The organism is Leifsonia xyli subsp. cynodontis DSM 46306, from assembly GCF_000470775.1.
GTDB lineage: Bacteria > Actinomycetota > Actinomycetes > Actinomycetales > Microbacteriaceae > Leifsonia > Leifsonia cynodontis.
In genome coordinates this window covers 1,582,213-1,596,181 of record NC_022438.1, presented here as the reverse complement: position 1 = coordinate 1,596,181, position 13,969 = coordinate 1,582,213, and the positions used below count along the sequence as shown (strand labels likewise).

Sequence of the window (13,969 nt, the reverse complement as noted above, 5' to 3'; positions counted from 1 at the left end):
GAACCTGTGCCCGTTCATGCGGTCACCGCCGTGAGCGCCCCAACATGGAGACGTTGCCGCAGTTTGTTCACGCCTTTCACGGTGACCCGCACCTGCGGGGCGTCCAACACCAGTTCCCCGGTTGCGGGATGGTGGTGGAACTGGGCCTTCTCCGCCAGGAACCCCTTCTCCACACGCTCCGCGTAGGCGCGCCACTTCCCATCCATGCCGCGATACACCCACCGGATGTCCTCCAACTGGGCGAACAAGCGTTGCAGGCCGGTCGGAACCCCCGCCCGGGACAGGATCTTCGCCGCATCCCCCACGCTGTAGTCACCCACCGCCGACGCGATCGCATCCCACGCGCCCGCACGCGGAACCAACCGGGCGTTCTCCACCGTGAGCGCCTGATTCGCCCGCTCCCGGACAAGGAGCGCCTCCAACGCCTCCACATAATTACCCGGCAAAGCGAGATCGTCGGCCGGGGCACCATACGAACCCGTCCGACGGATCGAGGGGAGGACATCGTGCAGGACCCACATCTGGAAGTCGAGCGCGGCCGCGGAGTCGCTGCGCATGACGGCGCGGTACAGCCCGGGTTCCGAGATGAGAGTGACCGGTTGTAGTCCGCCAGGGGTCCTCATCTGGTGAGTACCCTTCTCGGAAGGCTCCAGACGGCGCGTGAGATTGTAGGCGTCGCGATAGCCCAACAGGCAGGCAACGTCGGGCCGCGACGAACCAGGGCTCGTCATCGATCACGATCACGCGGAGATCTACCCCCTCGCGACGGAAGATGCTAATGTCTGTGTTGTTCATAGGACTTCGTTCCTTCCTGAGACGCCCTGGGTGCCACCGGGGCGTCTCTTCTTGGTGGGGGTTATCTGGTGGGAGCGGGGCGAGTAGATAGGCTGCCTGGATGACGGTCGGGTTTGGTGACATCGCAGCCTGGGCCGGTGTCGTCGTCGCTCTCATGGCTGGTGTGACGGGTGTGGTTTTCGGTGTGAAGGGCAACCGCCGTGCGAAGGAGGCCGACGAGAAAGCCGAGACCGCGAACCGCATTGCCGTGGACGCTCTCGGGGAGGCGCGCAAAGCGAACGACATCGCCGAACACGCGAACCAGCTCAGCGAGCAGGCGAACACGATCACCGGGCGCAGTGTGGCGCAGCAGGAAGAGGACTGGTTCGTAGATTGGGATCCCCAATGGGACGAAGAGAAAGCTGTCCTCACCCTCAAGAACACGGGCAGCCACCCGGCTCTGGAACCGTCCGTCACTGTTGCGGGTAACGATCTTCACAACCGTGTCGACGGGCACCACGACATCCCTCCCGGCGAGCAGATCAGCGTCCCGCTTCCGCAGATCCCGGATCAACGTTCGAGGCACGCCGCCGAGCAGCTCGCCGCCCGCGAGCAACTCCGCAACGCCGGCTTCACCTATTTCGGCAGCGGTTTCCACACCAGCCTGAAAGTCACCGTCCGCTGCAAGAGCAGCCTCGGCCTCCCACACACCCGCGAACTCCACATCGACGTCAACTGACCCCACCACGACACTCACGCGGCCACCCTCTTCTCATTGCGGCATTCAATGCGGTGGAACAGATCGGCGAGCTCATTCAGGTCGTCAACGGTGATTCCGAGAAAACGCGCCGTCATCTCCAGTTCGTTGACGTTGAACACCGACGACCCGTTTACGCGAGACGATGCTGTCTCTCGGCTCAAGTCGAGGAACATCGCCAGCCCGGAGATGCTCTTCTTCGAGTGACCAAGCACGGCCCGAACCGCTCCGGCAATAGTGGAGCTATATGTGTCCATAACTGTGGTCATACCCCCATGATGTCCATAGTTGTGGTCAGTGTCAAGTCGGTTCTTACAACATGCCCACACTTGTGTACTCTGATGCTGTGTCCGCAAGCGTGAACCGACCCGCCGGCGCCTTCGCCCGTGAACTCAGTGAACACCTCGAGCTCCTGGTGCTGCGCGCCGGAGGCGATTCGTCCGGACGGTGGCTCGCCGCACGCACAGACCGCGGTAAGGGTTACTGGGCATCGATCATCGCCGGCGAGGTAGCGATGAACACCAATGACATAGCGATCGCTGCGGAAGTCTTCAACGTGAGTCCCTATCAGTTCGTTCGAGACGCGCGAGCCGACCATGCTCTCGCCGCTTCCGATGAATGGAACACCACCGCCCACTGACACACCGAATGGGATCACGCGGCCATCTCCGTCCGCACGTACTCTCCCGTCGCGCGCTCCGCCCGCGCCACGATCTCGGATGCCGTCATCCCCAGCTCAGTAGCTACCATCCCGGTCTCAACGTCCCGCTCTGTTTTGCACAGCGACTCGTTCTCGACGAACTCGAATGCCTCGCCGAGACCGAGGCCGAAGGTTTCCCACATGGCTGCCATGAATGCGGCGGACGGGACACCACCGGCGTCGATACGGCGAAGCGTTGTGCGGTCGAACCCCATCAAGCGGGCCTGGTGATCCTCGCTTGGGATCTCCCTAATATCGCGAAGCCGCTTGAGCAGTCCCGGCTTGATCCGTACTCTCGATGCCATCCTGGCACCCCCTCTTCACAAACTTGAATGATGCGAGTATGCACCAGTTTGGTACAAAATTGCAATGGTAATAATCTAGATGATGCGATTCCGCACAGCATCACCTCCAGATCACTGGGCGATCCGGTTGACAGATGATGCAAACATGCATCAAAATGGAATCGTGGATGAAACCTTCGACGAGTACCTGAAGCGACTTACCAACAACGCCAGCTACCGCACGATTGCTCAACGCGCCCAAATCGAACCAAGTACGCTTACTCGTCAGCTAAAAGGAGAGCTGAAGGTCCAAGCCGTAGTGTCGATCACGCGCGCTTATGGTGGCAGTCTGCTTCAGGCGTTCGTTGCCGCGGGGTTCATAACCGCCGATGAGGCATCCAACATGGCCACCCTCGCAGGCATCGAGAAGGCGAGTGACCGCGAACTCGCTGAGGAAATCCTGCGGCGCGTTCGCGCCGCCGAGCATAACCACCCCAATCTAACCGGACCAATCGGACAAGTCCCCGCAGGCAACCCTGACTAATCCGAGGGAACTCCCCATCGCCTATAGGGTCTGCGAGAGCTTCGGAATCGACCCTCACGTCGTGGTGGCACGAGCCGAGGAGAGATTCGCGGCCGAAACAAGACACGCCGCCGCTCGCTGAAACACCAAACGGGATCACGCGGCCATCTCCGTCCGCACGTACTCTCCCGTCGCACGCTCCGCGATCCGGAGTCCGTACTGGGCGGAATCGAGCAGATCATTCATCGTTATTCCCATGAAAACCGTGATCTTCGAAAGCTCAGCCATGTCGAAAGCTCGCTCGTGTCGGAGCCTCGAGTACACGGCGTTCCTCCCCATCCCGAGCACTGGGACAAGATCCACACCATCGAGGTCACGACGGGCTAACTCGGCTTTGACTGCCCGCGTAATCTGCTCTGTAATGTCCGGTTCCATGCGATGAGAGTACCTAGTCGGGGCCAATAATGCAACCTAGTTGGATACAAATTTTGTAATCTTCCCTCAGATGGGTACTATGTACCCGTGGTCAAGAGGGCAGTCGGCGAAGCTAACGATTTCAGCAGGAGAGTCGCAGAGGAGATCGATCGTGCTATCGGGATGGATTCGCGGACCGCATCCGCTATCTACGGTGCAGCAGGCATGTCTCGGAACTATTACTACAAACGTCTTCGCGGAGAGATGCCGTTCAATACAAACGACATCGGACAACTTGCGGACGTTCTCCACATGAACCCGTTCGAACTGATGCGTCGAGCTGCCTCAGCCCCTAGAGGCGACTTGGCACCACCGCCCACTGACACACCGAATAGGATGTGATTCATAACGCGTTCCTTCCCAGTCACGCGGCCGTCCTCATCGACTGAGGTAGCAACTCTGCCGGCGCGATTCCCAGAACACGCGCTATGCGGTCGATTTCAGACACGGTGAAGTCGGTGAAGCCGTCTATCTTTCGTTTGAAGGTGGTCGGCGGGATCCCTACCGCTTTGGCGATGTAGTTCTTCTTCATCCCCTGTCTGGTGATCATCGCGGCCACTCTGTACGCGACCTCTTCAGTGATCGATATAGTAACCATGTGCCTACCCTAGGTCTCCATTTGGAGATTGTCAATGTGGAAAAGAATCAATTTGGCTACCAATAGAGACCGATAGTGTACTAGATTGGATCGTATGGTAACCATTGGAAATGAGTTCAACGACGCCGTGGCGGCGGAACTCCGCGCCGAACGAGGGGCCAAACGTCTCACCGTGGACCAACTCGCCAACAACGCCGGAATGGTCAAAGGAACGCTGCTCCGATACCTCAACGGGCAGCGGGAAATCCCCATCCCGGCCCTCTATCACATCTCGAAAGCTCTAGGCGTAGAGCCTCAAGAAGTCATGGACAGGGCAAGTCGTCGAGTAGATCAGCCCCACTGACTACTGGAGCCCCTTCACTGAGACCGCTGCCTGTCAGCTGTATGCATTGCTGCTCCTTCCTTAATCGGCCCAACAGGCCGGGGGGCTGATGTGAGGGGGTGAGGCGGGTCGGGTGTGGCTTAGTGCGACCGTTCTTTGATGAGGTCGCGTTCTTCAAGAGCTGCGATGTAATGGTCTAAGTCGGTCTTGCGGAACTTGATCCGTTTCTGGCCACCGACGGGGGTCAGTTCGCCTTTTGCTCGTAGGTCGTCGATGTCTCGAAGGGTGCCGTCGATGTAGTACGCGGCGATCTCCCGCGTCATCAACGCGGGCGCGAACTCGATACGAAGCGTCATGACGCATCCTCGAAAACTGGGGCAAAGTGCTCGGCCCACGTCACCTCGAAAAGCGGCCGATCCCGGCCGTAATACACGTTCACCTGCCTCGGACGGCCGCCAACTTCCGCCGGTGTCTTCTCGGGCGGGCGACCGTGCTTCTCGCGGTACTTTGTCGAGAGACGCCGCCCGAACGGGGATCGAATCGCCTTGACTCGTGTAGCGTCCAGTCCACGCTGACGCAGGAAGTCCTCAACATAGAGCGGAAGGTCGTCAGAACTGATCTGAGGTGTCTCACCCAGGGCTCGCGCCGCAACGATCTTCGCCTTTGCCTCCAGCCATTCACGGGGGAGGATATTTCGCCCCAATTCCAGAACAGCCATTTGGCCCTTCGCGAGCGACACCAGGCTTGAAAGCTGCTCCTGGGAAGCACGCGGATTCACAGCGCCACCATTGGTCCAGTACGCTTCGATAACATCCGCTACCTCCGCCTGATAGGCGATCAGGAGGTCACGCACCTCAGGCTTCACGCGAGAATCCGGGATTGCCGCCAGTGCCATCAGGAAGGTTCGCACGTCGCTTACGACTATGTTCCGGTGCTGGCTGCTTCCGGGGAGCTGTACGGCCGTAACGGAGGTGCAGGCCCATGAACGCGCTTGTATCTTCTTGATCTGCTTGTCGGGGTCGAGCCCGATCACTTCGAACGCCGGCCGCAGCGCGACGAATGGCTTACCATCAATGTCAACAGCAAGTACTTCTCCGCCGCGAAAGGGGACACGGACCAGCTCCGTCATGCTTCCTTCTCTCTGCCTCACAAGAGATCGCCGCTAGGCCGCGTACCGGTTTGCCAGAGGGCGTTCGGTAATCGGCGTGAGCACCGCGGTGAACGGCAGGGTGAAGTAGTCTGCGATCATGCCGATTTCGTCGACAGTGAAAGGAGTGGTTCCCTTGAGCCTCCGCTTCAAGGTCGAAAGAGCTATTCCCGTGTTCTCGGACAGGCTCTCGATCGACTCGTTTCGTTCGGCGAGAATGGCGCGAATGGCGCGAATGGCGCGAATGGCCTTGCTGCTCCAAGCTTCGTAGTTCATACGGTCTAAATTAGTTCAAGAGAACTGTAGGAGCAATAGATTTCGAGATTTCGGTTCAAATCTGACACCATGGAGCTATGGCTGACTATTCCCCGACTCAGTATGCAATTGAGATCACATCCCGGTTGCGCGGTCTGATTGCTCGGTACGACATCAACCAAGAAGAATTAGCGCTCATTTGCAATGTCTCCCAGAGCCAGTTCTCCAAATTGATCCGCGGCGTGCGCCCAATGAGCATTGACCAAGTTGCCGTGGTTCTTGAAGCCCTGGGCCAGGATTTCGGTGCCTTCATGATGGAGATCGACTCATTCCTTATGACTTCTGACGAGTACAGTTCGCCAATCTCCTATGTCGACGAGCAGCGCAAGCTACCGAAGCCCCGCACCTGGACCAATGACATGCTTGATGCGTGGGGAAGGTCCACCCTCGCTCGCATGAATATGCATACAGAACATTTCAAAGGCCACGTGGATGGGGATTTTCAGGTTTCATATGAGGACCCGTCGGCGAAGAGCCTGCCGCTCGTGGCGAAGCGTGGAAGACGCAAGGCGGATCAGCCCTACGCCGAGTGAGGAAAGACCATGCGGCAACTCATGCTCCTCTCGGCAGGGATGGGGGTGCAGGTCCACGGCACCTACCTCGACGATGAGGTTTTCGGCTACTACTCACCCGACCGCATAGCCGCTTCTTGGACATGCTGGCTTGTGTTGTTTCGTGGTCGGGCTGTCAATTTGTGGGCGGGTGGAGTGCGTCTTTGAAGTGGGTGCCTAGGCGTTCCATTGCGTCGCGGGCGGCGGGGGAGGAGACGTGTTGGTAGCGGCGGGTGGGTTTTCTCGTCGACGTGGCCGACGATCTCTCCCACGATTTTCGCGTCGATGCCGAGTTCCATTAGCGCGGTCGCGGTGGTGTGTCGCGCCCAGTGTGTGGTTGGGATACCGGGTGTCCCGGGTGCTCGGTCTTTCGGTGGTTTCGTCTGTTCCTGGCTGATGACACCAGCTCGGAACAGCAAGTCGCGCCACAGCTGCTGATCCTCGTGCGGGAGGTAGGGGCGCCCGTCTTCGTGCCGCCATAGCAGGCCGTAGGGGTTCGGGCGGTCTTTCGTCGCCTCAAGGTATTCACGTAGGACCGCGACCACGGGCGGGATGAGAGGAACCGTGCGCGATTTTCCCGACTTCGGTCGGATCAGAGCCAGCCTCCCATACAGGTGGATGTACTCCAGGGAGGGTTTCACCTTGAACCGGCGTTGGGGGCATGACGAGCCGCGCTTGGTCAGACACGACCACCGTCCGTCCGCGAGTGGCTCGCAACCGTGCTCGGAGCGCAGCTCCTCAAGCTGCCAGTCCACGCGCAGAGTCCCCGCGTCAAGATCCAGGCCCTCGATCAGGGCTCCGAGTCGTTCGGACTGACGGATGCCATCGAGCACCGCCACCCACCAGCGGGTGCCCTCCACGTTCGCGGATGCGGCGAGCACGGCGAGCGCCTGCTCGGTGGTCAGGCTACCGCGAGGGTTCTTCGCGATGACCTCCGGAGGCTTCACGTCGTCCACGACGTTGCGCGTCACAAGCCCGTCGGCCTTCGCGGCGCTGAGCATGCCGCATGAGAATCTCATGCGCCTTACGCGCGGTGCTCGTCGCGAGGCCAGCATCGAAGACGGCCTTATGCACCAGGCGAACATCCGACGGTTTCAGCTCCGAGATCCGGCGACGACCAAGGAGAGGAACGATCCAGTTGCGCATCAGAGACTCTGTAGTCGCGAGTGAGTTCGGCTTCAGCCTCATCCGACAATCGGTCTCGACATAGTGCTCAGCCCATGCCGCAACAGTCACCGTGCGATCCAAGGTCGTACCGTACTCCGCGATCTCCGCAAGCTTCTGCTTCAACCTCTCACGCGCGACAGTTTGCGTCCGCGCCGACACCTCACGCTGCCGGCGGCGACCATCAGGGTGGAAGCCGTCGTCATACCGCCCACGCCACAGGCCCTTTGCCCTGTCATAGTGCAGACCGCCCTCACCCGGCGACCGCTTCTTCGGCATCACTCCCCACCATTCTCACCAGGTACCCACATAAGTCCCCACATACAACCGCAAAAACTATGTTTGCAGATGCACCCCCCGAAGACCATCACTTCCGCATAAATCCGGGGATCTCAGACCCATTAACTAACACGCCCCCACCCCACAAAACACCCTACCATTTACGTTCCCAGTAAACGGAGGACATCTCTCCCGGGATCGCGCGAAGTCTCCTCCCTCTTCGATGCCGTCGAAAAGGGAGGAGACCTGCCCGCGTACCTCGGCGTGCCGCAGGAAAAGGAGGAGATTCGGGCGGGATGGGGGTGAGTCTCCTCCGTTTCCAGCGGCCGGGGGCGGGCAGCGGGGGACGAAGAAGGGGGAGGGGCTGGGTCAGGCGCCAGCGGTGGCGTACTCGCCGATGCGGGCGGTGCGGAGGACCCGCTCGAGGAGCAGGTCGAAGTTGTGGGCCATCTCCTGAGCGCTCTCTCCGGGCCAGACATGGAGGGGTTTGGCCGCGCCCTGGGCCTGTTGCAGCGAGGTGCGCTCGGGGAGCTGAGGCGAGAGCACCAGCGGGCCGAACATGTCGCGCAGTTCCTTGATCCGGAACTGGTGCTCCAGCGATTGCACCCGGGTGCGGTTCACGATGATGCCGAGGGGCTGGAGGCGCGGCGAGAGCCCGCGGCGGATCTCCTCGATGGCGCGCAGCGCGCGGTCAGCGGCGGCGACCGAGAACAGGCCAGGCTCGGTGACGACGGCCACCCGGTCGCTCGCGGCCCAGGCGGTGCGGGTCAGAGCGTTGAGGGACGGGGCGCAGTCGATGAGCACGAGATCGTAGTCGTGCTCGACATTGGCGAGCGCCTCCTCCAGCTTCCAGATGTCGTGGATGCTGGGGTGCGGTCCGTCGAAGTTGATGGCGGACGGGCTGCCGATCATGAGGTCGATCGTGGCCGCGCAACCCTTGGCCCAGCCAGACGGCGCGATCGCCGCGCGCACGATCTTCTCCTTGGGGGAGGCGAGCACGTCGGCGACGTTCAGATGACCGGCGATCTGGATGTCCATCCCTGTCGAGACATCGGACTGCGGATCGAGGTCGACGACGAGCGTCCGCAGACCTTTCGCGAACGCCGCCGAGACCAGACCGAGCGTTACCGTGGTCTTGCCGACACCGCCCTTGAGGGAGCTAACGCTGAGTACATGCACGACAGCCACGTTACCTTCACTAGTCTTGGACTACCTAACCGTTTGCTATGTGGTGCGAACCCCTGCTCGAAAGGTTCCCAATGTTCCGTAAGATCCTCGTTGCCAATCGCGGTGAAATCGCTATCCGGGCCTTCCGGGCCGCTTATGAGCTGGGCGCTCAGACGGTGGCCGTCTTCCCGTATGAGGACCGTGACTCGATGCACCGTCTGAAGGCGGACGAGGCGTACCAGATCGGCGAGCCGGGTCATCCGGTGCGCGCGTACCTGGATGTGCAGGAGATCATCCGCGTCGCCAGGGAGTCGGGGGCGGACGCGATCTACCCGGGCTACGGTTTCCTCTCCGAGAACCCTGAACTGGCCGAGGCCGCCCGCGCGGCGGGCATCGCCTTCATCGGCCCGCCCGCGAAGGTGCTGGAGATGGCCGGCAACAAGGTCACCGCGAAGGAGCACGCGATCGCCGCGGGCGTCCCGGTGCTGAAGTCGACCCCGCCGTCGAAGGACGTCGACGCCCTCCTCGCGCAGGCCGGCGAGATCGGCTTCCCCCTCTTCGTCAAGGCCGTCGCCGGCGGCGGCGGCCGCGGGATGCGCCGCGTCGCCGCCGAGGAGGAGCTGCGCTCCGCTCTCGACGAGGCCATGCGCGAGGCGGACAGCGCCTTCGGCGACCCGACGATGTTCCTTGAGCAGGCCGTGCTGCGCCCCCGTCACATCGAGGTTCAGATCCTGGCCGACGGCGCTGGCGAGACGATGCACCTCTTCGAGCGCGACTGCTCGGTGCAGCGCCGCCACCAGAAAGTCATCGAGATCGCTCCGGCGCCGAAACTGCCGGAGGACATCCGTCAGTCCCTCTACCGCGACGCTGTCGCCTTCGCCCGCTCGATCGGCTACGAGAACGCCGGGACCGTGGAGTTCCTGCTCGACACCGCGGGCGACCGTGCGGGCGAGCACGTCTTCATCGAGATGAACCCGCGCATCCAGGTCGAGCACACGGTCACCGAGGAGATCACCGACGTCGACCTGGTGCAGTCGCAGATGCGCATCGCCGCGGGCGAGACCCTCGCCGATCTGGGCCTCAGCCAGGAGACGGTGTACATCCGCGGCGCGGCGCTTCAGTGCCGTATCACCACGGAGGACCCCACCGCCGGGTTCCGTCCGGACACCGGCAAGATCACCACCTACCGCTCGCCCGGCGGCGGCGGCATCCGCCTCGACGGCGGCACGATCAACCCGGGCGCGCAGACCAGTCCGCACTTCGACTCATTGCTCGCCAAGCTCACCTGCCGCGGACGCGACTACCGCGCCGCGATCCAGCGGGCGCGCCGGGCGCTGGCCGAGTTCCGCATCCGCGGTGTCGCCACCAACATCCCGTTCCTGCAGGCCGTGCTCGACGATCCCGACTTCCTCGCCGGCGACGTCTCTACCTCTTTCATCGAGGAGCGGCCGGAACTGTTCAAGGGCCGCCCCTCCAAGGACCGCGGCACCAAGGTGCTCAACTGGCTCGCCGACGTCACCGTCAACCAGCCGAACGGCGCTCTCCCCGAGACCGCGGACCCGGCCGACAAGCTGCCGCGTCTCGACCTGAGCGTCCCGGCGCCCGCCGGCTCGCGCCAGCGGCTCCGGGAGATGGGGCCTCGCGGCTTCGCCGAGGCCCTCCGCGCGCAGACGGCCCTGGCCGTCACCGAGACCACGTTCCGCGATGCCCAGCAGTCGCTGCTCGCGACGCGGGTGCGCACCAAGGATCTGCTCGCCGTCGCGCCGTATGTCGCGCGCATGACGCCCGAGCTGCTCTCGGTGGAGGCGTGGGGAGGCGCGACCTACGACGTCGCGCTGCGCTTCCTCGGCGAGGACCCCTGGGAGCGGCTCGCGGCCCTCCGGGAGGCGTTGCCCAACGTCAACATCCAGATGCTGCTGCGCGGCCGCAACACGGTCGGCTACACGCCGTATCCTACCCGGGTCGCCGACGCGTTCGTGCGCGAGGCCGCCACCACCGGTGTGGACATCTTCCGCATCTTCGACGCCCTCAACGATGTGTCGCAGATGCGCCCGGCGATCGAGTCGGTGCTCGCGACCGGTTCCTCGGTCGCCGAGGTCGCGGTCTGCTACACCGGCGATCTGCTCGACCCGGCCGAGGACCTGTACACGCTCGACTACTATCTGAGGCTCGCCGAGCGGATCGTGGAATCGGGCGCTCACATCCTGGCGATCAAAGACATGGCGGGTCTGCTGCGTCCGGCGGCGGCCGAGAAGCTCGTCGCCGCCTTCCGGGAGCGCTTCGATCTGCCGGTGCATGTCCACACGCACGACACTCCGGGCGGCCAGCTCGGGACGCTGCTGGCGGCTGCGCGGGCCGGGGCGGACGCGGTGGATGTCGCGAGCGCGCCGATGGCGGGCACGACCAGTCAGCCGAGCGCTTCGGCTCTGGTCGCCGCACTCGCCCACACCGAGCGGGACACCGGCATCTCCCTCACGGCGGTCCAGGACCTCGAGCCCTACTGGGAGGCCGTGCGCCACGTCTACCGGCCGTTCGAGTCCGGGCTCCCCGGCCCCACGGGCCGGGTCTACAAGCACGAGATCCCCGGCGGCCAGCTCTCCAACCTGCGTCAGCAGGCCAAGGCGCTCGGACTCGCCGAGGACTTCGAGCTGGTGGAGGACATGTACGCCGCAGCGAACAGAATCCTCGGCCGCATCCCCAAGGTGACACCGTCCTCCAAGGTGGTCGGCGACCTCGCGCTGCACCTCGCGGCGGTGCGCGCCGACCCCGAGGACTTCGCCGAGAACCCGCAGAAGTACGACATCCCGGACTCGGTCGTCGGCTTCATGGCCGGGGAGCTGGGCGAGCTGCCCGGCGGCTGGCCGGAGCCCTTCCGCACCAAGGTGCTGGCGGGCAAGACGGTGAAGGTCGGTGTCGAGGACCTGTCCGCCGCCGATGTGCGGGCGCTGGAGGGCTCCAGCGAAGAGCGTCGCGCGACCCTCAACCGTCTGCTCTTCCCCGCTCCCACGCGCATCCAAGAGCAGATGCGCGAGCTGTTCGGCGACCTCTCGGTGGTCGACTCGCTCGACTACCTGTACGGTCTGCGTCCCGGCGCCGAGCATGTCATCGAGTTCAGCAAGGGTGTGCGCCTGTACATCGGCCTGGAAGCCATCGGCGAGGCCGACGAGAAGGGCATGCGCACGGTCATGACCACGCTCAACGGCCAGCTGCGCCCCGTCTTCGTGCGCGATCGCAGCATCGTCGTGGAGGCGAAGGCGGCGGAGAAGGCGGACACGGCCAAGCCGGGCCAGGTCGCAGCGCCCTTCTCCGGCGTGGTGACTCTGCACGTCGCCGTCGGCGACTCCGTCGCGGCGGGGCAGGCGGTCGCGTCCATCGAGGCCATGAAGATGGAAGCGGCCATCACCGCTCCGGTCGCCGGTGTCGTGGAGCGGCTCGCCATCCCGAAGACCCAGCAAGTGGGTGCGGGCGACCTGCTCGTGGTCGTCACTCCGCTCTGAGGCCTGTCCCGGTAAACTGTGGCAGTCGCCTCCTGTGGGCGGCAGAAGGAGACCACCCGTGGCAGACAAGCCGGACGAACCCGAGCGCGGTGCCCTCGCGCCGGCGGAGGACGAGGAGCTGACCGTCAGCACCCCGGACACACTGAGCATTGCCCTCGACCTTCCGCCGACCGCGCCTCGGGAGATCCCCGAGGACGAAGCGGCTGTCGCGATCGACGAGGTTCCCGTCGACCCCGGGTTCGTGCAGTCGCCCACCGAGCCCACCACGACGTCCGTTGCGATCCTGGCATCGCGTCTGGCGGCCCGCTCGGCTGAGGGCGACCTCGCCGGGGGCGAGGGGGAGCACACCCCGTCGCACGAGGCGCTGCGTCAGGGAGCCTTCGCGCAGTCCCGGCGCGACCGGCTGCGCGGCGAGCACTCGCCGCAGCCGGAACCCGCCACCATGCTGACCGCCGACCGGCTGCTCGAAGTCAACCGCAAGACCCGGCCGGGCCCCGAGGGCGTCTGGCAGCGCTTCGTCTACGCGGTGACCTTCCGCGCCGTGAACCTCGGCGACTCCGCCCGGGTGCGGGCGCGCAAGGAGCTCGACCACCGCATCCAGAAGCAGTTCGAGGGAGGCACCCGGTTCGTCCCGGTGCTGACCCGCAAGGGGGGCGTCGGCAAGACGACCGTGACCACCCTGCTCGGGATGGCGCTGGCGGACGCCCGCGAGGACAGGATCATCGCGCTCGACGCCAACCCCGACCGCGGCACGCTCTCCGAGCGTGTTCCCAAGCAGACGCGGGCGACCGTCCGCGATGTGGTACACAAGGCCGCGAGCATTTCCGGCTTCACCGATTTCTCCGCTCTGGTCTCGCGCGATGAGACGCGGCTCGACGTGCTCGCCTCGGACACGGACCCGATGCTGTCCGAGGCGTTCGACGAGAACGATTACAACGTGGTCGCCGATCTGGCGGCGCGGTACTACTCGATCGTGCTGACCGACTGCGGCACCGGCATCGTCCACTCGGTCATGCGGGCGACTCTCCAGCGCGCAGACTCGCTCGTGATCGTCTCCGGCGGCAGCGTGGACGAGGCGCGGCTCGCCTCCGAGACGCTGACCTGGCTGGAGGCGAACGGTTACGGCGACCTCGTCCGCAACGCCGTCGTCGCCTTGAACACGGCCACCCAGGGAACGAACCTGGTGAAGCTGGAGGAGATCGAATCGCACTTCCGTTCGCGCGTCCGCGAGATCGTTCGCATCCCGTACGACTCGCAGCTGGCCGCCGGCTCGGTCGTGTCGTGGAAAGACCTCAAACCCCTCACCAAGCTCTCGGCCCGCACGCTCGCCGCGCTGGTGGTCGAGGGCCTGCCATCCGAGCGGGACTGAGCGGCGCGCAGCCGCTCACGCACCACAGCATCATTCCAAGGGAGACCT

18 protein-coding genes are annotated in these 13,969 nt (G+C 63.8%); 7 read left to right on the top strand and 11 right to left on the bottom strand.

Annotated elements, in window-relative coordinates; all coding sequences use genetic code 11:
* Positions 1 to 14: 14 nt before the first annotated feature.
* Positions 15 to 731: a phage antirepressor KilAC domain-containing protein gene (locus O159_RS07585; protein ID WP_081689842.1), complete on the bottom strand. Its 717-nt coding sequence runs from the start codon at positions 729 to 731 to the stop codon at positions 15 to 17.
* A gap of 164 nt (positions 732 to 895) precedes the next feature.
* Here O159_RS07585 and O159_RS07580 point away from each other — a divergent pair, with 164 nt between their 5' ends.
* Entirely contained in the window at positions 896 to 1,513 is a 618-nt protein-coding gene (locus O159_RS07580; protein ID WP_021755176.1) for a hypothetical protein, read from the top strand.
* A gap of 14 nt (positions 1,514 to 1,527) precedes the next feature.
* On the opposite strand, the gene O159_RS07575 is transcribed toward O159_RS07580, so the two are convergent.
* Positions 1,528 to 1,800, bottom strand: coding sequence for a hypothetical protein (locus O159_RS07575; protein WP_021755175.1), 273 nt, complete (start codon positions 1,798 to 1,800; stop codon positions 1,528 to 1,530).
* A 77-nt stretch (positions 1,801 to 1,877) separates the two neighbouring features.
* Between O159_RS07575 and O159_RS07570 the strand changes: the two genes are divergently transcribed.
* Entirely contained in the window at positions 1,878 to 2,171 is a 294-nt protein-coding gene (locus tag O159_RS07570; RefSeq protein ID WP_144267592.1) for a hypothetical protein, read from the top strand.
* 14 nt (positions 2,172 to 2,185) lie between these two features.
* Here the strand turns inward: O159_RS07570 and O159_RS07565 are convergent, their stop codons facing one another.
* Positions 2,186 to 2,536 (bottom strand): hypothetical protein, encoded by a 351-nt coding sequence (locus O159_RS07565; RefSeq protein ID WP_021755173.1) that lies wholly within the window; start codon positions 2,534 to 2,536, stop codon positions 2,186 to 2,188.
* Between the two features lie 163 nt (positions 2,537 to 2,699).
* Between O159_RS07565 and O159_RS07560 the strand changes: the two genes are divergently transcribed.
* Entirely contained in the window at positions 2,700 to 3,059 is a 360-nt protein-coding gene (locus tag O159_RS07560; protein ID WP_043993638.1) for a hypothetical protein, read from the top strand.
* A gap of 135 nt (positions 3,060 to 3,194) precedes the next feature.
* Here O159_RS07560 and O159_RS07555 read toward each other — a convergent pair whose 3' ends face one another.
* Together O159_RS07555 and O159_RS07550 are read right to left on the bottom strand one after the other, a co-directional pair.
* Positions 3,195 to 3,473, bottom strand: coding sequence for a hypothetical protein (locus O159_RS07555; protein ID WP_144267589.1), 279 nt, complete (start codon positions 3,471 to 3,473; stop codon positions 3,195 to 3,197).
* 403 nt (positions 3,474 to 3,876) lie between these two features.
* Complete coding sequence (locus O159_RS07550) at positions 3,877 to 4,110, bottom strand: helix-turn-helix domain-containing protein (RefSeq protein WP_043993636.1); 234 nt, start codon at positions 4,108 to 4,110, stop codon at positions 3,877 to 3,879.
* 94 nt (positions 4,111 to 4,204) lie between these two features.
* Here O159_RS07550 and O159_RS14005 point away from each other — a divergent pair, with 94 nt between their 5' ends.
* Positions 4,205 to 4,453 carry a helix-turn-helix domain-containing protein gene (locus O159_RS14005; RefSeq protein WP_081689841.1) on the top strand — a complete coding sequence of 83 codons (249 nt, stop codon included), beginning with the start codon at positions 4,205 to 4,207 and terminating at the stop codon, positions 4,451 to 4,453.
* Between the two features lie 119 nt (positions 4,454 to 4,572).
* On the opposite strand, the gene O159_RS07545 is transcribed toward O159_RS14005, so the two are convergent.
* Genes O159_RS07545 through O159_RS07535 form a run of 3 tightly spaced genes read right to left on the bottom strand, consistent with a single transcriptional unit; the run spans position 4,573 to position 5,855 of the window.
* Positions 4,573 to 4,788 carry a hypothetical protein gene (locus O159_RS07545; RefSeq protein WP_021755171.1) on the bottom strand — a complete coding sequence of 72 codons (216 nt, stop codon included), beginning with the start codon at positions 4,786 to 4,788 and terminating at the stop codon, positions 4,573 to 4,575.
* Entirely contained in the window at positions 4,785 to 5,561 is a 777-nt protein-coding gene (locus O159_RS07540) for a phage antirepressor N-terminal domain-containing protein (protein ID WP_021755170.1), read from the bottom strand. The genes O159_RS07545 and O159_RS07540 overlap by 4 nt, the downstream gene beginning before the upstream one ends.
* 33 nt (positions 5,562 to 5,594) lie before the next feature.
* Complete coding sequence (locus O159_RS07535; RefSeq protein WP_021755169.1) at positions 5,595 to 5,855, bottom strand: helix-turn-helix domain-containing protein; 261 nt, start codon at positions 5,853 to 5,855, stop codon at positions 5,595 to 5,597.
* Positions 5,856 to 5,932: 77 nt separating this feature from the next.
* On the opposite strand from O159_RS07535, the gene O159_RS07530 reads away from it, so the two are divergent.
* Entirely contained in the window at positions 5,933 to 6,427 is a 495-nt protein-coding gene (locus O159_RS07530; protein WP_021755168.1) for a helix-turn-helix domain-containing protein, read from the top strand.
* Positions 6,428 to 6,516: 89 nt separating this feature from the next.
* On the opposite strand, the gene O159_RS07525 is transcribed toward O159_RS07530, so the two are convergent.
* From O159_RS07525 to O159_RS07520, 3 genes are all read right to left on the bottom strand, one after another.
* A complete protein-coding gene (locus tag O159_RS07525; RefSeq protein ID WP_081689840.1) occupies positions 6,517 to 7,464 on the bottom strand; it encodes a tyrosine-type recombinase/integrase in 948 nt (315 codons plus the stop codon).
* Positions 7,352 to 7,633 carry a tyrosine-type recombinase/integrase gene (locus O159_RS16805; RefSeq protein WP_407929765.1) on the bottom strand — a complete coding sequence of 94 codons (282 nt, stop codon included), beginning with the start codon at positions 7,631 to 7,633 and terminating at the stop codon, positions 7,352 to 7,354. The genes O159_RS07525 and O159_RS16805 overlap by 113 nt, the downstream gene beginning before the upstream one ends.
* A 624-nt stretch (positions 7,634 to 8,257) precedes the next feature.
* A complete protein-coding gene (locus tag O159_RS07520) occupies positions 8,258 to 9,067 on the bottom strand; it encodes a ParA family protein (RefSeq protein WP_043994137.1) in 810 nt (269 codons plus the stop codon).
* Between the two features lie 80 nt (positions 9,068 to 9,147).
* Here O159_RS07520 and O159_RS07515 point away from each other — a divergent pair, with 80 nt between their 5' ends.
* Positions 9,148 to 12,552 (top strand): pyruvate carboxylase, encoded by a 3,405-nt coding sequence (locus O159_RS07515; protein WP_021755165.1) that lies wholly within the window; start codon positions 9,148 to 9,150, stop codon positions 12,550 to 12,552.
* A 58-nt stretch (positions 12,553 to 12,610) separates the two neighbouring features.
* A complete protein-coding gene (locus O159_RS07510; RefSeq protein WP_021755164.1) occupies positions 12,611 to 13,921 on the top strand; it encodes a MinD/ParA family ATP-binding protein in 1,311 nt (436 codons plus the stop codon).
* The last annotated feature ends 48 nt before the right edge of the window (positions 13,922 to 13,969 follow it).